This is a genomic window from Aeromonas sp. S12(2024) (genome assembly GCF_041402305.1).
Lineage (GTDB): Bacteria > Pseudomonadota > Gammaproteobacteria > Enterobacterales > Aeromonadaceae > Aeromonas > Aeromonas veronii.
Map to the genome: position 1 here is coordinate 185,842 of NZ_JBGLRB010000004.1, position 19,776 is coordinate 205,617.

Here is a 19,776-nt window from a genome sequence, read left to right on the forward strand (position 1 = left end):
TGCCAGCCTCGCAGGGTCAGGCCCAATGACACTTTCTTATCCGTGATAAGCAACCCTGTCCGTGCAAACAACAAGGGCGCCGTGAGGCGCCCTTGCGGATCAGTGATGCTGCAATTCGCACGCTTCCCAGTGAAAGGGAATAGGGCACAGCTGCTGGGAGGCCTTGTCATAGGCCTGCCACAGCTCGCCCATGGTGCGGCCATCGACGGGGTGGCGCAGTTTGGGGGCCAGCTCGGCCAGCGGCCAGAGCACGAAGGCGTTGGTGAGCACTTCACCGCGCGGCAGCGCCAGCGGGGTGTCGCAGACCAGATCGCCATAGAGCAGCAGATCGAGATCCAGGGTGCGCGGGGCGAACTTCTTGGCATCCGGCTCACGGCCGTGGGCGAACTCCATGGCCCGCAGTCGCTGGCAGACGGTGGTCAGCGGCAGATCGGTCTCGGCAGCCGCCACCAGGTTGTAGAAGGGGCGGCCGTTGAAGCCGACCGCCTCGCTCTCGAATACCCGGGAGACCCGCAGCTCGCCAAATTCGGCGTGCAGGGCATCGAGCCCGGCGCGAATATGGCGATCCCGCTCGATGTTGGAGCCCAGGCTGATATAGATGGTGGTCATCAGTTGCTGCTCGCGGTCGGGGTGCGATGGCGCAGGATCTCGACGCCGACCCCTGCGGCATTGGGCACGGCGCCCGGCTTGGTGAGGGTCACCTTGACCCACTGTACCCGCTCGTCGGTCAGAACCAGCATGGCGACCTGCTCGGCCATGGTCTCGACCAGCTCGACCACCTTGCTGCTGACATGCTCGCAAATCTTGTTGGAGAGGTCGGCATAATCCAGTGCCAGATTAATGTCGTCGGTTGCTGCCGCGGGGCGGTTGTCGAACCCCATCTCAAGGTCAAAACGGAGCTTTTGGCGAATGCCCTTCTCCCACTCATATACACCGATGGTGGTCAAAACTTCGAGTCCGCGAATAAACACCTTGTCCATGACTGTACTTCTTCTTTACTCTTGATGGGCTGTGATGACAGCGCAGGGATGCTGGCCGGGCAACAGGCTTGCCGAGGCGTTCTGGGTGGGCATGGGCCCATGCCAGCGTATGTGGCCCGCATCATACCCCATTCATATCGTGGTAAAAACGACCAAGATGACGGCCCTGACGATTTTGATGATTATTCTGGCCTACCTGGGTGGTTCACTATCCAGTGCTGTGCTGGTCTCCCGCTGCAGCGGTCTGCCCGACCCGCGGGATCATGGCTCCCACAATCCGGGGGCAACCAATGTGCTGCGCCTCGGTGGCCGGATGGCGGCGCTGGTGGTGCTGTTGCTCGATGTGCTCAAGGGCACTGTGCCCGTCTATCTCGCCTGGTATCTGCAGATCAAACCCGTCTACCTCGGCTTTATCGGGGTCGCCGCCTGTCTCGGCCATATGTACCCCATCTTCTTTCATTTTCGTGGTGGCAAAGGGGTGGCGACGGCGCTGGGCACCATGATGCCCATCGGCTTTACCATGGGGGGCGCCGTGATTGGCACCTGGCTGCTGGTGCTGCTGGTGAGCGGCTACTCCTCGCTGGCCTCCATCATTACCGTGCTGCTGACGCCGCTCTTCACCTATCTGCTCAAACCCGAATATACCCTGCCAGTCTCCCTGCTCTCCTGCCTCATTCTGATCCGCCATCACGAGAACATCTCCCGCCTGCTCAAGGGGGAGGAACCCAGAGTCTGGGGGCGAAAAGGCGCGGCCTGTGCCGAAGAAGTGGCAGAAATGGACGATGTTGCGCAAAAAAGAGACGAACGAGACAAAAAGTGAAATTTCCCGTTGACCATCCGCCTTAAAATCCGTTTAATAGCGCCCACGCCCAGATAGCTCAGTCGGTAGAGCAGGGGATTGAAAATCCCCGTGTCGGCGGTTCGATTCCGTCTCTGGGCACCAATTTTGGTGCCATGAAATAAAAATTTGTTCATGCACAATGGTTTAAAGTGTGCCGGCTTAGCTCAGTAGGTAGAGCAACTGACTTGTAATCAGTAGGTCACCAGTTCGATTCCGGTAGCCGGCACCATTTGCCCAGATAGCTCAGTCGGTAGAGCAGGGGATTGAAAATCCCCGTGTCGGCGGTTCGATTCCGTCTCTGGGCACCAATTACAATTCCTCCTTAGTTCAGTCGGTAGAACGGCGGACTGTTAATCCGTATGTCACTGGTTCAAGTCCAGTAGGAGGAGCCAATTCAAAAAGCCCTTGTCGCAAGACAAGGGCTTTTTTCTATTTGGCGCAGCCATTTTTTAACCATAAAAACAACCACACACGCACAGATGAACCGCAGGATAGATATGGAAAATCATGTAGTTATAGAGTCAAAGGGGCGACTTGCCGCCATTCGGAACTGGATGGAACCCGTGCTGGTGCTGCTTATTCTCGGCAGCCTGTTCGGTTACCTCGGCAGCCAGATGGGCCTCTCTGCCATGGTCAACACCCTGTTCAATACAGCCCACCAGCTGCTGCTCAATACCGTGCTCTTTATCATGGGGATCACGGTGCTCTCCGGTGCCCTGAGCCAACTCTTGAGCGAGTTCGGGGTGATCCGCCTGCTGGAGGTGCTGCTGGCCCCGCTGATGAAGCCGGTGTTTCGCCTGCCCGGTCGCACCGCATTGGCGGCCCTGATGACCTTCTTCTCCGACAACCCGGCGGTGATCAGCCTCGCCAAGGACAGCCGCTTTCGCAAGGGCTTCACCCCCTGGCAGCTAGTGTCGCTCACCAACTTCGGCACCGCCTTCGGCATGGGGCTGATCGTGGTCACCTTTATGGCCACCCTGCAACTGCCGAGCGGTGAATCCACCGCCAGCGCGGCGCTGATCGGGCTGCTCGGTGCTCTGGTGGGCTCGGTGGTCTCTACCCGACTGATGCAGCGGATGATTCGCCCACTGGTGGGGGAAGTGCTGATCGATGACCAGCCTGCGGGCAACGGCCCCAAGGTGGGAGTGACCAAAGAGGCGGCTCCCGGCTGGCTGCGGATCCTCAACTCTCTGCTCGATGGCGGCAAATCTGGCGTGGAGCTGGGGATGGCGGTGATCCCCGGGGTGCTGATAATCAGTACCTTCGTGATGCTGCTCACCTTTGGCCCAGGCGACAAGGGCTATACCGGCGAAGCGTTTCAAGGGGTTGCCCTGCTGCCGGTGCTGGCCGCCAAGGTGAGCTGGCTGTTTGACCTGCTGTTCGGCTTCCAGCAGCCGGAGCTGGTTGCCTTCCCGGCTACCTCCCTTGGTGCGGTCGGTGCCGCCATGTCGCTGGTGCCCCCTTTTATCGCCAAGGGGTGGATCACTGGTAACGAGGTCGCGGTGTTTACCGCCATGGGGATGTGCTGGAGCGGCTTTTTGAGCACCCATACAGCCATGCTCGATGCCCTCGGCTATCGCCATCTCACCTCCCGCGCCATCGTCGCCCACACTATCGGTGGCCTGTGCGCCGGTGTGGCCGCTCACCAGCTCTATCTGCTGCTGGGCTGAGTCGGGTTCAGACACGGATACAAAAAGAGGCTCTTCGGAGCCTCTTTGCGTTTCCCCCTGCCGCGCCCTGCTCACGGGCGCACCAATCACCTTTGCTGCGTGATGCCCTGCACCTTCAACCAGAATCGCTCCTGACAGTGGTTGTGAAACAGCTTGCTGGCTGGAGTGATGGGAATGGGACTGGCGATGACCCGATAGCTGATCCAGCACTCGGTACAAAGCTGCTGCGATGGCGCTTCGTCCTGTTCGGTTTGCTGGCGGATGACGACTCCATTGGTAAACCAGCTGGTGGTTATCTGGTGTTGGATCACAGTGCCGCTCTCATCATGCTCGCTATAGTGTTCACTCTCTTGGCGGGTGAGAGTGACGGGGCACTCCTGTCGATGAATGGCCCTGATATAGCTGATTAGTTGATTCATTGCCGATCTTGCCGTGATGGTTGGCCTGCACTGGATGAGCTGCACAGGATGGAAGAGGGCTAGCGTAACGTGCTGCCGGGGTTGCGGCAATCGCCTCGGCTGCACCGCAAGCAAATCAGAAAAGGGGAGAGCAATGGGGATCCCGCAAAACAAGGCCGAGCTGCTACTCGCGATCGATACCAATTTCAGCAAGTTGTTCAAGGCGTTGCAGGCCGTCCCCGAGAGCCGGGTGCGGGAGCCGACCCTGGCAGGGCACAGCAGGGGAACCACCATGAGCGTCGTCAATCTGTTGGCCTACCTTATCGGCTGGAACGAACTGCTGATCAGGTGGAGCGAGCGGGATGCGGCGGGTCTGCCAGTGGATTTTCCCGAAACCGGTTTTAAGTGGAACGAGCTGGGCAGGCTGGCCCAAAAGTTCTATCGGGCTTACGAGGGGCTCAGCTATCCGGCGTTGTTACAGCGGTTGGCTGCCGCCAGAGGGCACATCATTGAACTGGTGGAGGCGCGCAGCGACCTGCAGCTGTATGGCTGCCTCTGGTATGAGAAGTGGACGCTCGGGCGGATGATCCAGTTCAATAGCGCCTCCCCCTATCTCAACGCCAACGGGCGGCTGCGCAAGTGGCTCAAAGAGTTGGCGATCAGGGTGTGAAAGGAAGGGGGCCGGCTCGGGTGGGCGGCAAAAGGCTTTGCCACCATATTGCCACTACCGCCCGTGGCGGCAGCTACTGGCCGCCTGACTCCCCTTTGCGCTCGGCCATCTCCTGCGTGCTGGTGTGCAGGTTGAATAAATAGATCAGCCATTCAAGGGATTAGCCGGTGCGGTGCGTTTTATCGCCGCGCTGGCCCCGCTTATGCACATCTCTTGGCAACACCATTCAAGGTCGTCGTCGCGGAGAGTTATCATGATCAGCAGCCTGCTTCCCCTTGCCTCGATCGCCCTCAATCTGGGCAGTCAGCTGCTTGGCAGCAGTAGCAAACCCCAGCCCGTGCAGCCCGCCGTGCAGGAGGATCGCCTTGCCCCGACCGTCCAGAGCCTGTTCCAGCGGCTCGGTATCAAGGATGCCGATAGCGAACAGAACCGCTCGGCCATCAACCACTTTATGGGGGAGCTGATGCAGACTCTGGGGCAGGAGAATGGTGGTCAATCCCTCCCAGCTGCCATCGACAGCGCCCGCAACCAGCTGGCGAGCGGCACCCAGAGTACCCGCCTCGATGCGCTGCAAAGCGAGCTCGATACCCTCAAGGATTCCCTCGGCGCCAGCCATCTCAACCTCGACCAGCTGCTCGGTGCCTTTAAGCAGACCCTGCCCAATGGCAAGGGGGAGGGGGTTGGCAAGCTGCTCAATGCCAGCGCGTGAACGGTGGCAGGCAATAAAAAACGGCAACCTGAGGTTGCCGTTTTGCTTTCTAGTTCGAATGACAAGCAGGTTGGTTTAACCCGTCCGTTTTGCCAGCCAGGTTTCGGCTGCGGTCAGGGCTGCCTCAACCTGCTCGCGGGCAACACCGCCTTTGGCGACCCGTTTGGCGAGGGTCGCTTCCAGCTCCAGATTGGGGTAGACGTCGAACTCGATCACCGGGCTGAAACGCTGGAACTCGCCGATGGAGAGTTCCTCCAGCGGGCGGCCCACGCTGATGGCAAAGACCACGGTTTCACCGACGATATGGTGCGCTTCACGGAACGGAATCCCTTTGGCCACCAGATAGTCTGCCAGCTCGGTGGCGTTGGCATAGCCGCCCTGCGCCGCCGCCATGGTGCGCTCGCCATTCACTTTCAGATCGATCAGCACCAGCGCCGCCATATCGAGGCAGTCGTGCCAGGTGTCGAGGGCATCGAACAGCCCCTCTTTGTCTTCCTGCATGTCCTTGTTGTAGGCCAGCGGCAGTGCCTTGAGGCTCATCAGCATGCCCATCTGGGCGCCCACCACCCGACCTGTCTTGCCACGGATCAGCTCCAGCGCATCCGGGTTCTTCTTCTGAGGCATCAGCGACGACCCTGAGGTCACCGCATCGGAGAGCTCGACAAAGCCCGCCTCACCGGTGTTGTAGAAGATGAGATCTTCGGCAAAGCGCGACAGGTGGGTCATGGAGAGGGACGCCACGTGCATCAGCTCCACCACGTGATCCCGATCGGAGACCGAATCCAGACTGTTGCGGGTGGCGCCACTAAAGCCCATGTCGAGCGCCAAGGCTTCACGGTCGATGGCGTAGGCGGTGCCCGCCAGCGCGCCGCAGCCGAGCGGACTGGTATCGAGGCGCTTGAGGGCATCCTGCAGCCGGGAGTAGTCCCGCTCCAGCATCTCTACATAGGCCAGCGCCCAGTGGGCGTAGGTGACCGGCTGGGCCCGCTGCAGGTGGGTGTAACCGGGCAGTACTGCAGCCTGATTGGCACGGGCGGAGGCGATCAGCCCCTGCTGCAGGGCGGTGATGGAACCGAGCAGCAGCTCGCCCTGGGCCTTGCACCATAGTTTCAGGTCGGTGGCGACCTGATCGTTGCGCGAGCGGCCGGTGTGCAGCTTCTTGCCAAGATCGCCGACGGCGGCGATGAGCTGGCTCTCGACCCAGGAGTGGATATCTTCGGCATCCGAACTCAGGATCTGCTGCGGATCCTGCTGCACCGAGGCGAGCAGCACCTCCATCGCCTGTTGCAGTTTGCCCTGTTCATCGGCGGTCAATACGCCCACTTTCACCAGCGCTTTGGCCCAGGCCATGGAGCCCTGAATATCCTGCTCCGCCAGCCGGTAATCGAACCGCAGCGAATCGTTGAACTGCTTGAACCGGCTATCGGCTCCCTGACTGAAGCGTCCACCCCAAAGTGCCATACTGCTCTCCTTGAATGCGTTGTCGGCGGCGCCTTGGCCACCGAGCTTGAAATCGTGCCCTGTTTTTCTGCGAGCCTGTTATCTCACAGAAGCGGCCGGGGCGCTGCCGCTCTTGTCACACCGCCGATGATGGCTCAGGGGCCATCATCGGCCTATAGAAGAGGGGGCCATGCCCCCTCAACGGAATCAACGGGTTATCTCGTTTGCTTAGCCGTGGGTGTGATCGCCACCGATCGCCTGATGCTGCTCCTTCATGGCGCGGATCCGGCTGGCCAGGGTGTAGAGACGGATAAAGCCTTCGGCATGGCTCTGGTCATACACTTCATCGGCCCCGAAAGTGGCGAAGTCTTCGGAGTAGAGGCTGTTCGGCGACTTCTTCTGCACCGCAGTGACCTGACCCTTGTACATCTTCAGCACCACTTCACCATCCAGATCTTCGGCGATGGCGTTGGCAGAGGCGAGGATCGCCTTGCACAGCGGGGTGAACCAGCGGCCGTCATAGACCAGATGGGAGAACTCGGCACCCAGTTTCTCCCGCCAGGCGCGGGTCGGGCGATCCAGTACCAGCTCTTCCACCGCGCGCAGCGCGGCGACCATCACGGTACCGCCCGGGGTTTCGTAGCAGCCGCGGGACTTCATCCCCACCATCCGGTTCTCGGTGATGTCGATGCGGCCCACGCCGTGCTTGCCGGCACGCTCGTTCAGGGTCATCAGGATCTGGTGCGGGCTGAGCGGCTGGTCGTCAACGGCCACCACTTCACCCTGCGCCACGGTCAGCTTGACGTACTCCGGCTGATCCGGGGCCTGTTCGGCCGGTACGGTCCACTGCCAGACCGCTTCGGAGGGCTCGTTCCAGGTGCTCTCCAGCTCGCCACCCTCGGTGGAGATGTGCCAGGCGTTGGCATCGCGGCTGTAGATCTTCTTCAAAGTCGCCTTGCAGGGGATGTTGCGGGTCTCTAGATAGGAGAGCAGATCTTCCCGGGAGCGCATGTCCCAGATCCGCCACGGGGCGATGACTTTCAGCTGGGGCGCCAGCGCGGCGACCGCACCTTCGAAACGTACCTGATCGTTACCCTTGCCGGTACAACCGTGGGAGATGGCATCGGCACCTTCCGCCAGCGCCGCCTCGACCATCGCCTTGGCGATCACCGGACGGGCCATGGAGGTGCCCAGCAGGTAGGTGCCCTCATAGACAGCGCCGGTCTTCAGGGTCGGGTAGACGTACTCTTTGACGAACTCTTCGCGAAGATCCTTGATGATGCACTTGGTGGCGCCGGAGGCGATCGCCTTCTGCTCGATCCCTTCCAGATCGTCACGCTCCTGACCGACGTCTGCCACGAAGGCGATGATTTCGGCGTCATAGTGCTCTTTCAGCCAGGGAATGATGGCCGAGGTATCCAGTCCACCCGAGTAAGCCAGTACGATCTTGTTGATTCCGCTCATTTTACTTCTCTCCATGATGATTCGATAAAGGGTCGTGATTCAGGTTGAGTGCCGCGTTACTTGCCGCCGAGAAGGGTCAGCAACACGGCGTTCTGGATATGCATCCGGTTTTCGGCCTCGTCCATGATGAGGGAGGCGGGGCCATCCATCACCTGCGAGGTGATCTCCAGCTCCCGATGAGCCGGCTGGCAATGCAGCACGTGCTGGATGCCGGTACGGTCGAGCAGGGCCTGATTGATCTGGTAAGGCATAAAGAGGTCTTTGACCTGCTCCATCGGGGTGTTGTCACCCATGGAGACCCAGGTGTCGGTGTAGGCCACGTCGAACCCTTCGATATCCGCCACGTCATCGCTGATGTGGATGGTCGCCCCCGACTTGGCTGCCAGTGCCTGCGCCTGCAGGAAAATCTGGGTATCCGGGCCGTGGCCTTTCGGGCAGATCAGGGTGACGTCGGTGCCCAGGGTGGCCCCCAGCAGCAGCAGAGAGTGGCTGACGTTGTTGCCATCACCGAGGTAGGCAAGCTTCACCTTCGACAGGTCGTCGTAGTGCTCGGCAATGGTCATAAAGTCGGCCAGCCCCTGACAGGGGTGGTAAAGGTTGCACAGGCTGTTCACTACCGGCACAGCGCCGTGCGCTGCCAGCTCGACCAGGGTCTGGTGATCGAACACCCGGGCGACGATGGCATCACACCAGCGCGACAGGTTGGTGGCGAAATCTTTCACCGACTCCCGCTTGCCCAGCGCGCCGTTCTGCTGATCCAGATAGACGCTGTGGCCGCCCAGTTTGGCGATGCCGATGTCGAAGGTGACCCGGGTGCGCAGGGAGGGCTTCTCGAATAGAGTGACCACGCTCTTGCCGGCCAGCGCCTGGCTGTACTTCTTCGGGTCGGCTTTCACTGCTTTGCCCAGCGCAATCAGCGCTTCGATCTGGGCTTTGTTCAGATCACTGTCTTTCAGAAGATGTTGCATCGGATGTTCCTTGTTCCGGTGGAGATCAAATGGCCACTTGAGTGCCGACCGCGCCGCCAGCCAGCAGCTTGAGCAGCTGATCCGGGTAACGCCAGCTGGCGACACAGACCGGCTTGCCGAGGGTCTGGGCGGCGTGCAGGGCCGCTTCTACCTTGACCGCCATGCCATCGCGGATCACCCCTTTCTCCATCAGATCCAGTGCGGTCAGCTTGTCGAGCTGGGGCACCAGCTTGCCCTTGCCATCGAGAATGCCGCTCACATCGGAGAGCATCACCAGATCGGCACCGAGCGCCTCGGCAATGGCGGTGGCAGCCTGATCCGCGTTGACGTTCATCAGTTGCCCGTCGGCGGTGATGCCGATGGAGCTCACTACCGGCAGGAAGCCCTGACCGAGGATGCCAGCCACCAGTGCCGGATTGCCCGGCTTGCACTCGCCGACCGCGCCGAGATCCGGGTCGAGCTGGGTCACCTGACACAGGCCGCCATCCGCCAGACAGAGACCCACCGCCGGAATGCCGGTGGCGATCGCCTTGGCCATCATCTGCTTGTTGGCAGTGCCCGCCAGAGCCCCGGCAATAAAGGGGATCTGCTCGAACGGGGTAACCCGCAGGCCGTTCTTCTTGGTAGAGGTAAGACCCAGCCCCTTGAGCAGGTCATCCACCAGACAGCCACCGCCGTGCACCAGCACCAGCGGACGGTGCTGATCGTCGAGAAAGGTTTTGAGGGTGGCGAACAGGGCGGTCAGCGCCTCGTCATTCTCGATAAGGGCGCCGCCCAGCTTGATTACCAACGTCTGTTTGTCCATGTTCGAGATCCTTCCTAAGTCCTTAAATCAGGCCGGTGGCCGGTTCAAATCCGAATTTGATATTTATGCACTGAATGGCTTGCGAGGCGGCTCCCTTGAGCAGGTTGTCGATGGCAGAGACCACCACCAGCATGTTGCCCTGCTGTTGCCAGGCGATATCGCAGTAAGGGGTGTTTGCCACACCGCGAATAGAGGGCATCTGGCCGGTGAGGCGCACCAACGGCTTGCCTTCGTAAGCCTTGAGGAAGGCCTGATCCACCTGAGTGGGGGTGACGCCGTCCGCCAGCTGCACATAGATGGTGGCCAGGATGCCGCGCACATAGTTGCCAAGGTGGGGCTGGAACAGCACCTCCTTGCCGAGGTGATGGCTGATCTCCGGCTGGTGTCTGTGATTGAAGGTGCCGTAAGGGTTAAGGCTCACTTCGCAGAAGCTGGTATTGATGGCCGCCTTGCGCCCGGCGCCGGAGACCCCGGAGACGGCGTTGATGATGGGCTGCCACCCCTTGGCAATCAGGCCATCCTGCTGCAGCGGCTTGAGGGCGCACAGCGATGCGGTCGGGTAACAACCCGGTACCGCAATCAGCTGGGCGCTGGCGATGGCATCGGCATTCCACTCGGCCAGACCGTAGGCGGCCTGATCCAGCCACTGTTCGCTCTGGTGGGTGAAGCCATAGAAGCTGTCGTAAAAGCCCTGATCCTTGACCCTGAAGGCGCCGGAGAGATCGAACACCGGCAGCCCCTTGGCGAGAAACTTGGGTGCGAGCTCGGCGCTCACCTCGTGGGCGGTGGCTAGCAGCACCAGATCGGCCTGGGTCAGGATCCGGGTCATGCCGTCGTCGTCCAGCGGCAGCAGCGGCTGATCGAGGACTCCGACCCACTGGGGATGCAGGGAAGAGAAGCGCTTGTGGGCATCCTGACTGCCGGCGGAGACATAGAGGCCGAACAGTTTGAGTTGTGGATGGTTCTGTACCAGTGCGGCCAGTTCGGCTCCCGCGTAGCCACTGGCACCGACGATAACGGTGTTAAGCATGTTGAATATTCCAAGTCAGAGTTCGAGATTCACAGCATGACGCTGCAGTGCACAAGGGTGTTCGAGCGCCCCTTTGCACAAGTGCGGAGGGGCAATTCAGGCGGGTGTGTGTCGTCGGTTATAGATCAGGTGACAGAACATTAACTTTCCCTTACAACTAGAAGCCTTTGTTGATGAGCCAGATATTCAGGTAAAATTACAGAATATTCATGCACTCACTTTGCATTTGTATTTTCTAACAGAAACATTCCGGGGACGCAAGGAGGAGCTGATGGCCAATCTGGATTTTTTTTCACTTTATAAGAATATTATTGCGATTCCCTCTATCAGCAGCACGGATCCCAAGTGGGATCAGAGCAATGAGGCTGTGATCCGGCTGCTGGCTGACTGGTTCGGTCAACTCGGTTTTCAGTGCGAGGTGACGGCGCTTCCTGATCTGCCGGGCAAATTCAATCTGGTGGCGACGATCGGTCAGGGGGAGGGCGGTCTGCTGCTGGCAGGCCACACCGATACGGTGCCGTTCGATGAGGGGGGTTGGAGCAAGGATCCCTTCAAGGTAACCGAAGAGGGCAATCGCCTCTATGGCCTCGGCACCATCGATATGAAGGGCTTCTTCGCCTTCATAGTGGAAGCGCTCAAAGAGATCGAGCTCACCAAGCTGACCAAGCCCCTTCGCATTCTCGCCACTGCCGATGAAGAGACCACCATGGCGGGGGCCCGCGCCATCGCCGCGGCGGCCGAGCTGAAACCCGACTACGCTGTGATTGGCGAGCCGACCGGACTGGTGCCGGTGGTGGCCCACAAGGGGCATATGTCGGAGGCGATCCGTATTACCGGCAAGAGCGGTCACAGCTCGGATCCCGCCAACGGCGTCAACGCCATGGAGATCATGCACAAGGCGATGGGGCAGGTGCTGCGCTTGCAGCAGGATCTGAAAGATCGCTACGCCGACCACCGCTTTGCCGTGCCGCAGCCGACCCTTAACCTGGGTTACATTCAGGGCGGCGACAGCCCGAACCGCATCTGCGGCTGCTGCGAGCTGCATATCGACCTGCGACCCACCCCGCAGGTGGGGCCGGATGAGCTGATGGGGATGCTCAAAGAGGCGCTGTCGCCCATCGAGATCCACCAGCCGGGCTGCCTGCATCTGCAACATCTGCATGAACCCATTCCCGCCTACGCTTGCGCCGACGACTCTGTGCTGGTGCGCGAAGCTGAGAAGGCGAGCGGCCGCGCCGCCGAGTCGGTCAACTACTGCACCGAAGCGCCGTTTATCCAGCAGCTTGGCTGCGAGACCATAGTGATGGGCCCAGGTCATATCACCCAGGCGCACCAGCCTGACGAGTATCTCGACCTCTCCTTCGTCAAGCCGACCACCTCGGTGTTGCAACACCTGATCAGACGTTTTTGCCTGTAGCGGCGGCGGTGAAAGGGGCGTAAAAACTGTAAGTAAGTTACATAACAAGCCGGTTGTGGAGTGGTGATGGAAATACATGTTCTGAATCGGCCTGTTATTTGACCTTGCGCAGACAATCTGGGTAGATTGTCACCCTAAGATGACGGAGCATATGTTGTAATCGCACAACAATAAGTGAGGTCGTCTAGCACCCCGGATGGGTGTCAGGCACCAACAAGATAAGGATGTGGAATGAACGAAAAGTACGCCGCACTACGCGCCAACGTAGGTATGCTGGGTCAGCTGCTGGGTAAATCCATCAAGGATCATCAGGGTCAGGCCTTTCTCGACAAGATCGAAACCATTCGCCAATTGGCCAAGTCCTCCCGCAAGGGCAATGAATCAGACCGGGAACGTCTGCTCGATACCCTGCGCACCCTGAGCGATGATGAACTGCTGCCGGTGGCCCGCGCCTTCAGCCAGTTCCTCAATCTGGCCAACGTGGCGGAACAGTTCCACACCATCTCCCGTCGCTGCGAAGAGCAGGTCTGCACCCCGGACCCGCTGGAGCAGATGTTCGACAAGCTGAAAGCCTCCAACCTGTCGCAAGAGGCCATCATTCAGGCCGTGCGCGAGCTGGACATTGATCTGGTGCTGACCGCCCACCCCACTGAGGTGACCCGCCGCACCCTGATTCACAAGCACGTACAGCTCAACGACTGCCTCGAGGCGCTGGAGCTCTCCGACCTGCTGCCCCGCGAGCGGGACAAGATCCTCAATCGTATCGAGCAGCTGATCAATCAGGCGTGGCACACCAACGAGATCCGCGAACAGCGCCCGACTCCGGTCGACGAGGCCAAGTGGGGCTTCGCCGTGGTGGAGAACAGCCTGTGGCCCGCCATTCCCGAATTCATGCGCAATCTGGACGAGCGTCTGCAACACCATCTGGGTGTGCGGCTGCCGCTGGATGCCGCGCCGGTCAAGTTCACCTCCTGGATGGGCGGTGACCGTGACGGCAACCCCTTCGTCACCGCCAAGGTGACTGCCGAAGTGCTGGAGCTGGGTCGCTGGATGGCGGTGAGCCTGTTCTACAAAGACATCAAGGAGCTCACCTCCGAGCTCTCCATGTCTGACTGTACCGACGCCGTGCGCGCTCGCGTTGGCGATCACCCCGAGCCTTACCGTGCGCTGGTGCGCGAGCTGCGTGAAGCGCTGCGCGAAACCAAGGAGCACCTCACCGCCAAGGTGCAGGGCCAGGCGAGCGAGAGCCAGGATCTGGTCAAGACCACCGCCCAGCTGCGCGAGCCGCTGGAGCTCTGCTACCACTCATTGCACGCCTGCGGCATGGGCAACATCGCCGATGGCATGCTGCTGGATGTGCTGCGCAAGGTCGCCTGTTTCGGCATCCATCTGGTCAAGCTGGATATCCGTCAGGATGGCGAGCGTCACGGGCTGGTCTTCTCCGAGCTGACCCGCTATCTGGGTCTGGGTGACTACGCCGAGTGGAGCGAAGATGACAAGCAGGCCTTCCTGCTCAACGAACTGAACTCCCGTCGCCCGCTCATTCCCCACGACTGGGAGCCGAGCGCCGAGGTGCGCGAGACGCTGGATACCTGTCAGGTCATCGCCCAGCACGACCCCGATGCGTTCGGCATCTACATCATCTCCATGGCAGGTGCGCCGTCTGACGTGCTGTCGGTGCAACTGCTGCTCAAAGAGGCAGGCTGCAAGTTCCGCATGCCGGTCGCCCCGCTGTTTGAAACCCAGGATGACCTGATGGCAGGCACCGCCGTGATGGAGCGCCTGCTCTCGGTGGACTGGTATCGCGGCTACATTCAGGGTCGTCAGTATGTGATGATCGGTTACTCCGACTCTGCCAAGGATGCGGGCATGATGGCCGCTGGCTGGGCCCAGTACGCCGCCATGGAATCCCTGGTGGGGCTGGCCGAAGCCAACAACATCCGCCTCACCCTGTTCCATGGCCGTGGCGGTACCGTCGGTCGTGGTGGTGCGCCTGCCCATCAGGCCATCCTCTCCCAGCCGCCGGGATCCCTGCGCGGCGGTCTGCGTACCACCGAACAGGGGGAGATGATCCGCTTCAAGTTCGGTCTGCCGAAAGTGGCGATCAAGAGTCTGGAGCTCTACACCAGCGCCGTGCTGGAAGGGAACCTGCTGCCGCCGCCCAAGCCGAAAGAGTGCTGGCGCGAGGTGATGGAACAGCTGGCCGCCGACTCCTGCGAGCACTACCGCAGTATCGTGCGCGGTCATCCGGACTTCGTCCCTTACTTCCGTGCCGCCACCCCGGAGATGGAGCTCGGCAAGCTGCCGCTCGGCTCCCGTCCCTCCAAGCGCAAGCCCAACGGCGGCGTCGAGAGCCTGCGCGCCATTCCGTGGATCTTCGCCTGGACCCAGAACCGCCTGATGCTGCCGGCCTGGCTCGGTGCCCACAAGGCGCTGCAACAGGCTATCGACGGCGGCAAGCTGGCGGTGCTGGAAGAGATGAGCGCCCAGTGGCCCTTCTTCCGCACTCGCCTCGAAATGCTGGAGATGGTGTTCCTCAAGGCGGACGTCTGGCTCGCCGAGTACTACGACACCCGTCTGGTGCCGCAGGAGCTGTGGGGCCTTGGCAAACAGCTGCGTCAGGAGCTCGCCGAATCCATCGAGGTAGTGCTGAAACTGAGCCCGCGCGGGGATCTGCTGGAGGATCAGCCCTGGATCAAGGAGTCCATCAAGCTCCGCAACCCCTACACAGACCCGCTCAACGTGCTGCAGGCCGAGCTGCTCAACCGCTCCCGCAACCACCCGGAGACCCTGCACCCCGAGCTGGACAAGGCACTGATGGTTACCATCGCCGGTATTGCCGCAGGGATGCGTAATACGGGTTGATAAATATTACCAAACAGGTCTGAAATAAAAAGAGCGTATAATATGCGCTCTTTTTATGGCTAGTTTATTTTGTCAGCTTCATTTAAATAGAGAGTTTTAAATCATCCTGAAAACTAATGGCTGGATGTAGAAAATTATATAGCAACCTAGTATTGCATCATCACAACGCACCAGAGTAGAACGATAGTTAGCCTTTAAAATAACTGTAAATACAATAAAGGTTAAATATATCCAGGCTGAGAAAGTGCCCGAGAAATAATTAAATAGTATTGAACCGCTTGAAATTAGTAGCAGTGCAATTCGATGGGCAAGGTTGTTGCTTAAAAGAAAGGGTACTACAACGGCCGCTATCAATGTGACGATCATCATCACTAGTGACATGAGGCACAGCCACCGCTTGCTGCCAGGCCAGCACTGCCTGAAGCCATCATGCCTGCGACACCACTTCCCATGATGGGGCTTAACCTACCGGTAACGGCACCACCAAATGCACCTGCAGCAATCTCTCTCATGCTGGCATCAGGATTGTTGGCAATGACGCCCATCACCCCCATAACGGCCCCGCCGCCTGCCCATACCAATGCTGGTGCCGCTCTCTTATTACGCTTGCTTTCATTTATATCTCTTATCACGATAAAGCTATCGTGCTCTATGCTGATAACTACCTTGGTTGAATTTGCGATTGTTGATATGGTATCGACATCAACAAATTCACCAGGGTATATAACAGTTGGATTTGAATTTTTGTCTTCTATTTCAATGTATCGACTCGAAAGGTTTACCACCGTGATGTTTTCTTTGTTGAAATTGATGCAATACTTTCCATCGGCATTAATAGAGTAATGTTCACCAGCGTGTAGTGTGTTGCAGTTACTCAATGGGCAAGTATTGGCATTGGCACTTGAAATACTGCACAGCAATAATGCTGTGGCCAAACAGAGCTTCATCCACTATCTCCAGAGTGGTTCATTTGGAAATCAACCATTGATTAAATGAGAATTATTGTCAATTGTTTTTGGATGCATGCTATTGATTTAATTGTCAAATTTTCTGACAGTACCCTTGGCATTGCGGGTTGTGGGGCAGCACTTGCCTATGATGAGCTCGTTGTCGATGAAAGGGATATTGTGGGAGCTGGGCTGCACCCCATGCTCCCTGAGTTGACCTTGGGCTAGAGCGCCGGGAAGTAGCAGGCGCTCATGTCGATGGGGTGATCGGGGCAATTGGGCAGATAGAACTGCCAGCCCGCATCGGAGAAAGCGCGCAGTTCGGTTTCGACAAACTTGATGGCGAGGCTCAGGGCCTGCAGGCTGTCGATGCCGTAGATAAAGGTCTTGTCGCTCAGCCCTGCCAGCTTCACCTTGCAGCGCCAGTCACCGCTGGCGGACTTGGGATCCGGCTCGGGGGCCTTGATGGCGATCTTGAGGGTGAGCTGTTCCCCTTCGGTGCTGATAGCGTCGAAGCGGGCGGTAACGATGGCGTTTTTCATCTGGCGATTCCTTTTCCGTGGTACAGCCCCTGCGGTTGCGGGTGGCTGGCTCCCTGATGGCTGATGAGGTGAAAACTGGACTCAGGACGGCCAGCGTAAATGAACTTGTGAGTTGAAACAATGGGATATGCGCGACCGGGTGAGGGGGCTTTCGCCGCCGTGAGCGAGCGTAGTGGCGGGAGTAGCAACGCGCTGGCCACCTGTGGTGGCCGAGAGGCTGGCGGGCTGCTAGATGTAAAGGATTGTTGGCTGTGGCCGCAGATTTTTCTGCGCTGACGATGAGGGCGAGTTAGTCCTCTTGAGGCAGAATATCTCCCCCCTGTTTGACGTTGAAGTACAGGAGTCTTCGTGGCGCTTTCGGTAACCCAGCTTTATGAAGTGATGGCCCAGCTGCCAGATCCCGTCTTTATCCTCAGTGAAGATGGCTATTACGTGGAATATATCGGCGGCATGGAGCAGCAATCCTATCACGACGGCAATCCGCTGGCGGGAAAACAGCTGGCCGATGTGCTGCCACCCGAGATGGCCATGTGGGTCAAGGCGCAGGTGGCCGAGTCGCTGGCGAGCGGTCAGGTGCGGGTGGTGGAGTATGAGCTCTCCGCCGCCGAGGTGGGGGGGATTAATGCCGCCGTCGGGCCGCAAGGGGTACAGCGTTTTGAGGGCAAGATTGCGCCGCTGCCCTCCCTCTATGACGGCAAGCGGGCGGTGGCCTGGGTGACCCGCAATATCACCCGCCAGTACGAGTTGCAGCAGCGGCTGCTGCGCCAGAGTGAAACCGACCAGCTGACCGGCCTCTACAACCGCCGGTTCTTCTTCGAACACTGTCAGCCGCTGCGGGCAGGGGAGGCGCCCTGCGGTCTTATCATGCTCGACATCGATCACTTCAAGCAGATCAACGATCGTTACGGCCATCAGCAGGGAGATCGAGCCTTGCAGCGATTCAGTGGCTGCATCGATGCCCTGTTGCGGGCGGACGATCTCTTTGTGCGCAGCGGTGGCGAGGAGTTTCTGATCCTGCTACCGCGGATCGATGAGGCCGGTTTGCAGCAGATGGCGGAGCAGATCCGTGCCGCCGTCGAAGCGCTGCCTGCCGATCCGGTCGCCATCACGGTCAGTCTGGGCACAACCCTGGTGCAGCCGGAGGAGGAGATCAATCAGGCGCTGGCTCGGGCCGACGAGTGGCTCTATCGGGCCAAGCGAGCAGGCCGCAACCGGGTGGCGCACTGCCCGGCAGGTTGAGAGTGCCGCCCCGGTCGCTGTGGGAAATAGCCTGCGCTTTTACCCTGAATAAATTGGCTGACATCACTGTCAATTAGTAGAAAAGTTGGCCGTATTATTTAACTCATATTCCACAGCTTAAGGTGTTAATATTATCGGCCTGATCGCTGGTCTTATTTGTGTTGTTGGGCAACAGCATGAGGTTTTATCGGTATGTTATCAAACAGGCGTGAATCTGGTTTTGGGTGACGAATGTGATACATCCTGTTGTCTTTTGAAACATTCCGATTCAAACAGTCATGAATTATTAACCTTGACCCGGATAGCGATTTCAACGATGGTAGCGTGGCAGCTCCGTTTCTCTCCGGTGGCCCTGTTGGCCGCTGGCGGCGTTGTTTTTTCATGTGCAGGGCGATATGCAACGACATATCTCCAGCCTGTTATTCGGGCCAATAAAAATAATGATGACAGATTAATAAGGTATATATTGCAATGAGTGTTTCTATTGCTGAAAAGAGTAACCCTGTTTCAAAATTGAAATGGGAGAAAAGCGATTCGGTATGGACCATGGGCCTATATGCCACTGCTGTCGGTGCCGGTACGTTATTTCTCCCTATTACGGTTGGCAGTAATTCTCCGGTTATTTTGCTGTTTATTTTATTGCTGGCTTTTCCGCTTTCTTATTATTCCCACCGGGCATTGAGCCGCTTTGTGCTCTCCAGCTCCCATCGGGAAGGGGATATCACCCATGTGGTGGAGGAGCACTTCGGTGCCAGGGCGGGCAAGCTGCTGATGCTGGTCTATCTGATGGCCTTCTACCCCATCATTCTGGTCTACAGCATCTCCATCACCAATGCGATCCAGAGCTTCGTGGTCCACCAGCTGGGGGATGCCGAGCTTCCGCGCGGCTTGCTGGTGCTGGGGGTGATGCTGGGCCTGCATCTGGTGCTGCTGGCCGGCAAACAGATCGTGGTGTCGGCCATCAGCGTGCTGGCGCTGCCCATGGTCGCCTTTCTGATTGGCCTCTCCATCTATCTGCTGCCCCAGTGGAGCCTCTCCTATTTCAGCGAGAGTCAGTCTGTGGACTGGCGTGATCCGGTGTTCTGGAAATCCCTCTGGCTGATCGTGCCGGTGATGGTCTTCTCCTTCAGCCATGCGCCCATTATTTCTTCCTTCAGCGCGGCGCAGAAGAAGCGTTGCCAAGAGAGTGCCGATCTGCGCGCCAAGCGGATCATCAAGTGCAGCAGCATGCTGATTTGCGGCAGCGTGCTCTTTTTCGTGGTGAGCTGCGTGATGAGTCTGAGTCAGGCCGAGATGGCGCTGGCCCGCACCGACAATATCTCCGTGCTGTCGGCGCTGGCGAACAAGTTCTCCAATCCGCTGATCGCCTATGTGGGGCCGCTCATCGCCATTCTGGCCATGTCCAAATCCTTCCTCGGCACCTCCATGGGGGTGAGCGAGGGGACGGTGAGCATGGTGAGCGGTGCCTGTCAGGGGCTGGGGCTCTCCCTCAAGGAGTCAACCATCGCCCGGGTGTCATCGGTGATCCTGTTTATGGTGACCGCCGTCATTACCTATCTGAACCCCAACGTGCTCGACATCATCGAGCGCGTCAGTGGCCCGCTGATCGCGGTGATCCTGTTTCTGCTGCCGGCCTGCTCCATCTATCGCTTGCCCGCACTCAAGCGTTATCGCGGGCCGAGTACCCTTTTTGTGTTGGTGATGGGGCTGCTTGCCATCTCGGCCCTTATCTACGATCTGCTTTGACCGGGCGGTATCCCGCACAAATCAAAAAGGGCGACCATCTGGTCG

Annotated in this window: 18 protein-coding genes and 4 tRNA genes; 12 read left to right on the forward strand and 10 right to left on the reverse strand. The window is 59.1% G+C overall.

Annotated features, from left to right (window positions below; translation table 11 throughout):
• Positions 1-99: 99 nt before the first annotated feature.
• Both folK and folB read right to left on the reverse strand, forming a co-directional pair.
• Complete coding sequence (gene folK / locus ACB035_RS05945) at positions 100-609, reverse strand: 2-amino-4-hydroxy-6-hydroxymethyldihydropteridine diphosphokinase (protein ID WP_323926754.1); 510 nt, start codon at positions 607-609, stop codon at positions 100-102.
• Positions 609-980, reverse strand: a complete 372-nt coding sequence (gene folB, locus ACB035_RS05950; protein WP_335848659.1) for a dihydroneopterin aldolase — start codon at positions 978-980, stop codon at positions 609-611. Before folB ends, folK begins: the two co-directional genes overlap by 1 nt.
• Before the next feature lie 157 nt (positions 981-1,137).
• Here folB and plsY point away from each other — a divergent pair, with 157 nt between their 5' ends.
• The 6 genes from plsY to ACB035_RS05980 all read left to right on the forward strand — a co-directional run bounded on the left by plsY (position 1,138) and on the right by ACB035_RS05980 (position 3,491).
• On the forward strand, positions 1,138-1,800 hold the full coding sequence (gene plsY / locus ACB035_RS05955; RefSeq protein WP_139405176.1) for a glycerol-3-phosphate 1-O-acyltransferase PlsY: 663 nt from the start codon (positions 1,138-1,140) through the stop codon (positions 1,798-1,800).
• Between the two features lie 47 nt (positions 1,801-1,847).
• Positions 1,848-1,923, forward strand: a tRNA-Phe gene (locus ACB035_RS05960).
• A 51-nt stretch (positions 1,924-1,974) separates the two neighbouring features.
• Positions 1,975-2,050 (forward strand) — tRNA-Thr (locus ACB035_RS05965).
• Positions 2,051-2,053: 3 nt separating this feature from the next.
• Positions 2,054-2,129 (forward strand) — tRNA-Phe (locus tag ACB035_RS05970).
• Between the two features lie 8 nt (positions 2,130-2,137).
• Positions 2,138-2,213 (forward strand) — tRNA-Asn (locus tag ACB035_RS05975).
• Positions 2,214-2,318: 105 nt separating this feature from the next.
• Positions 2,319-3,491: a nucleoside recognition domain-containing protein gene (locus ACB035_RS05980; protein WP_236563405.1), complete on the forward strand. Its 1,173-nt coding sequence runs from the start codon at positions 2,319-2,321 to the stop codon at positions 3,489-3,491.
• Positions 3,492-3,577: 86 nt separating this feature from the next.
• Here the strand turns inward: ACB035_RS05980 and ACB035_RS05985 are convergent, their stop codons facing one another.
• A complete protein-coding gene (locus ACB035_RS05985; protein WP_371166894.1) occupies positions 3,578-3,910 on the reverse strand; it encodes a hypothetical protein in 333 nt (110 codons plus the stop codon).
• 133 nt (positions 3,911-4,043) lie between these two features.
• On the opposite strand from ACB035_RS05985, the gene ACB035_RS05990 reads away from it, so the two are divergent.
• Both ACB035_RS05990 and ACB035_RS05995 read left to right on the forward strand, forming a co-directional pair.
• Positions 4,044-4,559, forward strand: coding sequence for a ClbS/DfsB family four-helix bundle protein (locus tag ACB035_RS05990; protein ID WP_371166895.1), 516 nt, complete (start codon positions 4,044-4,046; stop codon positions 4,557-4,559).
• A gap of 253 nt (positions 4,560-4,812) precedes the next feature.
• Positions 4,813-5,268 (forward strand): hypothetical protein, encoded by a 456-nt coding sequence (locus tag ACB035_RS05995; protein ID WP_139494793.1) that lies wholly within the window; start codon positions 4,813-4,815, stop codon positions 5,266-5,268.
• Between the two features lie 75 nt (positions 5,269-5,343).
• On the opposite strand, the gene argH is transcribed toward ACB035_RS05995, so the two are convergent.
• The 5 genes from argH to argC form a co-directional block, all read right to left on the reverse strand.
• Positions 5,344-6,729: an argininosuccinate lyase gene (gene argH / locus ACB035_RS06000; RefSeq protein ID WP_371166896.1), complete on the reverse strand. Its 1,386-nt coding sequence runs from the start codon at positions 6,727-6,729 to the stop codon at positions 5,344-5,346.
• A 207-nt stretch (positions 6,730-6,936) separates the two neighbouring features.
• Positions 6,937-8,172: an argininosuccinate synthase gene (locus ACB035_RS06005; RefSeq protein ID WP_033115910.1), complete on the reverse strand. Its 1,236-nt coding sequence runs from the start codon at positions 8,170-8,172 to the stop codon at positions 6,937-6,939.
• 56 nt (positions 8,173-8,228) lie between these two features.
• Positions 8,229-9,140 (reverse strand): ornithine carbamoyltransferase, encoded by a 912-nt coding sequence (locus tag ACB035_RS06010; protein ID WP_371166897.1) that lies wholly within the window; start codon positions 9,138-9,140, stop codon positions 8,229-8,231.
• Positions 9,141-9,165: 25 nt separating this feature from the next.
• Positions 9,166-9,945 carry an acetylglutamate kinase gene (gene argB / locus ACB035_RS06015; RefSeq protein WP_043851575.1) on the reverse strand — a complete coding sequence of 260 codons (780 nt, stop codon included), beginning with the start codon at positions 9,943-9,945 and terminating at the stop codon, positions 9,166-9,168.
• Positions 9,946-9,967: 22 nt separating this feature from the next.
• Entirely contained in the window at positions 9,968-10,975 is a 1,008-nt protein-coding gene (argC, locus tag ACB035_RS06020) for an N-acetyl-gamma-glutamyl-phosphate reductase (RefSeq protein ID WP_371166898.1), read from the reverse strand.
• A gap of 271 nt (positions 10,976-11,246) precedes the next feature.
• Here argC and argE point away from each other — a divergent pair, with 271 nt between their 5' ends.
• Together argE and ppc are read left to right on the forward strand one after the other, a co-directional pair.
• Complete coding sequence (argE, locus tag ACB035_RS06025) at positions 11,247-12,392, forward strand: acetylornithine deacetylase (RefSeq protein WP_371166899.1); 1,146 nt, start codon at positions 11,247-11,249, stop codon at positions 12,390-12,392.
• A 231-nt stretch (positions 12,393-12,623) separates the two neighbouring features.
• Complete coding sequence (gene ppc / locus ACB035_RS06030) at positions 12,624-15,257, forward strand: phosphoenolpyruvate carboxylase (protein WP_005356550.1); 2,634 nt, start codon at positions 12,624-12,626, stop codon at positions 15,255-15,257.
• Positions 15,258-15,628: 371 nt separating this feature from the next.
• On the opposite strand, the gene ACB035_RS06035 is transcribed toward ppc, so the two are convergent.
• Complete coding sequence (locus tag ACB035_RS06035) at positions 15,629-16,204, reverse strand: hypothetical protein (RefSeq protein WP_371166900.1); 576 nt, start codon at positions 16,202-16,204, stop codon at positions 15,629-15,631.
• A gap of 224 nt (positions 16,205-16,428) precedes the next feature.
• A complete protein-coding gene (locus tag ACB035_RS06040; protein ID WP_005355042.1) occupies positions 16,429-16,746 on the reverse strand; it encodes a hypothetical protein in 318 nt (105 codons plus the stop codon).
• Between the two features lie 348 nt (positions 16,747-17,094).
• Here ACB035_RS06040 and ACB035_RS06045 point away from each other — a divergent pair, with 348 nt between their 5' ends.
• Together ACB035_RS06045 and ACB035_RS06050 are read left to right on the forward strand one after the other, a co-directional pair.
• Positions 17,095-17,985 carry a diguanylate cyclase gene (locus ACB035_RS06045; RefSeq protein WP_371166901.1) on the forward strand — a complete coding sequence of 297 codons (891 nt, stop codon included), beginning with the start codon at positions 17,095-17,097 and terminating at the stop codon, positions 17,983-17,985.
• A gap of 471 nt (positions 17,986-18,456) precedes the next feature.
• The gene (locus ACB035_RS06050; RefSeq protein ID WP_371166902.1) at positions 18,457-19,731 is read left to right on the forward strand and encodes an amino acid permease; all 1,275 of its coding nucleotides are present in this window, start codon (positions 18,457-18,459) and stop codon (positions 19,729-19,731) included.
• The last annotated feature ends 45 nt before the right edge of the window (positions 19,732-19,776 follow it).

Bases quoted from the DNA above. Each gene is read 5' to 3' on its own strand.
- ACB035_RS05980 (WP_236563405.1), top strand. From the start codon at position 2,319: ATGGAAAATCATGTAGTTATAGAGTCAAAGGGGCGACTTGCCGCCATT.
- ACB035_RS06010 (WP_371166897.1), bottom strand. From the start codon at position 9,140: ATGCAACATCTTCTGAAAGACAGTGATCTGAACAAAGCCCAGATCGAA.
- argE (WP_371166899.1), top strand. From the start codon at position 11,247: ATGGCCAATCTGGATTTTTTTTCACTTTATAAGAATATTATTGCGATT.
- ACB035_RS05990 (WP_371166895.1), top strand. From the start codon at position 4,044: ATGGGGATCCCGCAAAACAAGGCCGAGCTGCTACTCGCGATCGATACC.
- ACB035_RS06040 (WP_005355042.1), bottom strand. From the start codon at position 16,746: ATGAAAAACGCCATCGTTACCGCCCGCTTCGACGCTATCAGCACCGAA.
- ACB035_RS06050 (WP_371166902.1), top strand. From the start codon at position 18,457: ATGAGTGTTTCTATTGCTGAAAAGAGTAACCCTGTTTCAAAATTGAAA.
- argB (WP_043851575.1), bottom strand. From the start codon at position 9,945: ATGGACAAACAGACGTTGGTAATCAAGCTGGGCGGCGCCCTTATCGAG.
- ACB035_RS05995 (WP_139494793.1), top strand. From the start codon at position 4,813: ATGATCAGCAGCCTGCTTCCCCTTGCCTCGATCGCCCTCAATCTGGGC.
- argC (WP_371166898.1), bottom strand. From the start codon at position 10,975: ATGCTTAACACCGTTATCGTCGGTGCCAGTGGCTACGCGGGAGCCGAA.
- folB (WP_335848659.1), bottom strand. From the start codon at position 980: ATGGACAAGGTGTTTATTCGCGGACTCGAAGTTTTGACCACCATCGGT.
- folK (WP_323926754.1), bottom strand. From the start codon at position 609: ATGACCACCATCTATATCAGCCTGGGCTCCAACATCGAGCGGGATCGC.
- plsY (WP_139405176.1), top strand. From the start codon at position 1,138: ATGACGGCCCTGACGATTTTGATGATTATTCTGGCCTACCTGGGTGGT.
- ACB035_RS05985 (WP_371166894.1), bottom strand. From the start codon at position 3,910: ATGAATCAACTAATCAGCTATATCAGGGCCATTCATCGACAGGAGTGC.
- argH (WP_371166896.1), bottom strand. From the start codon at position 6,729: ATGGCACTTTGGGGTGGACGCTTCAGTCAGGGAGCCGATAGCCGGTTC.
- ppc (WP_005356550.1), top strand. From the start codon at position 12,624: ATGAACGAAAAGTACGCCGCACTACGCGCCAACGTAGGTATGCTGGGT.
- ACB035_RS06005 (WP_033115910.1), bottom strand. From the start codon at position 8,172: ATGAGCGGAATCAACAAGATCGTACTGGCTTACTCGGGTGGACTGGAT.
- ACB035_RS06035 (WP_371166900.1), bottom strand. From the start codon at position 16,204: ATGAAGCTCTGTTTGGCCACAGCATTATTGCTGTGCAGTATTTCAAGT.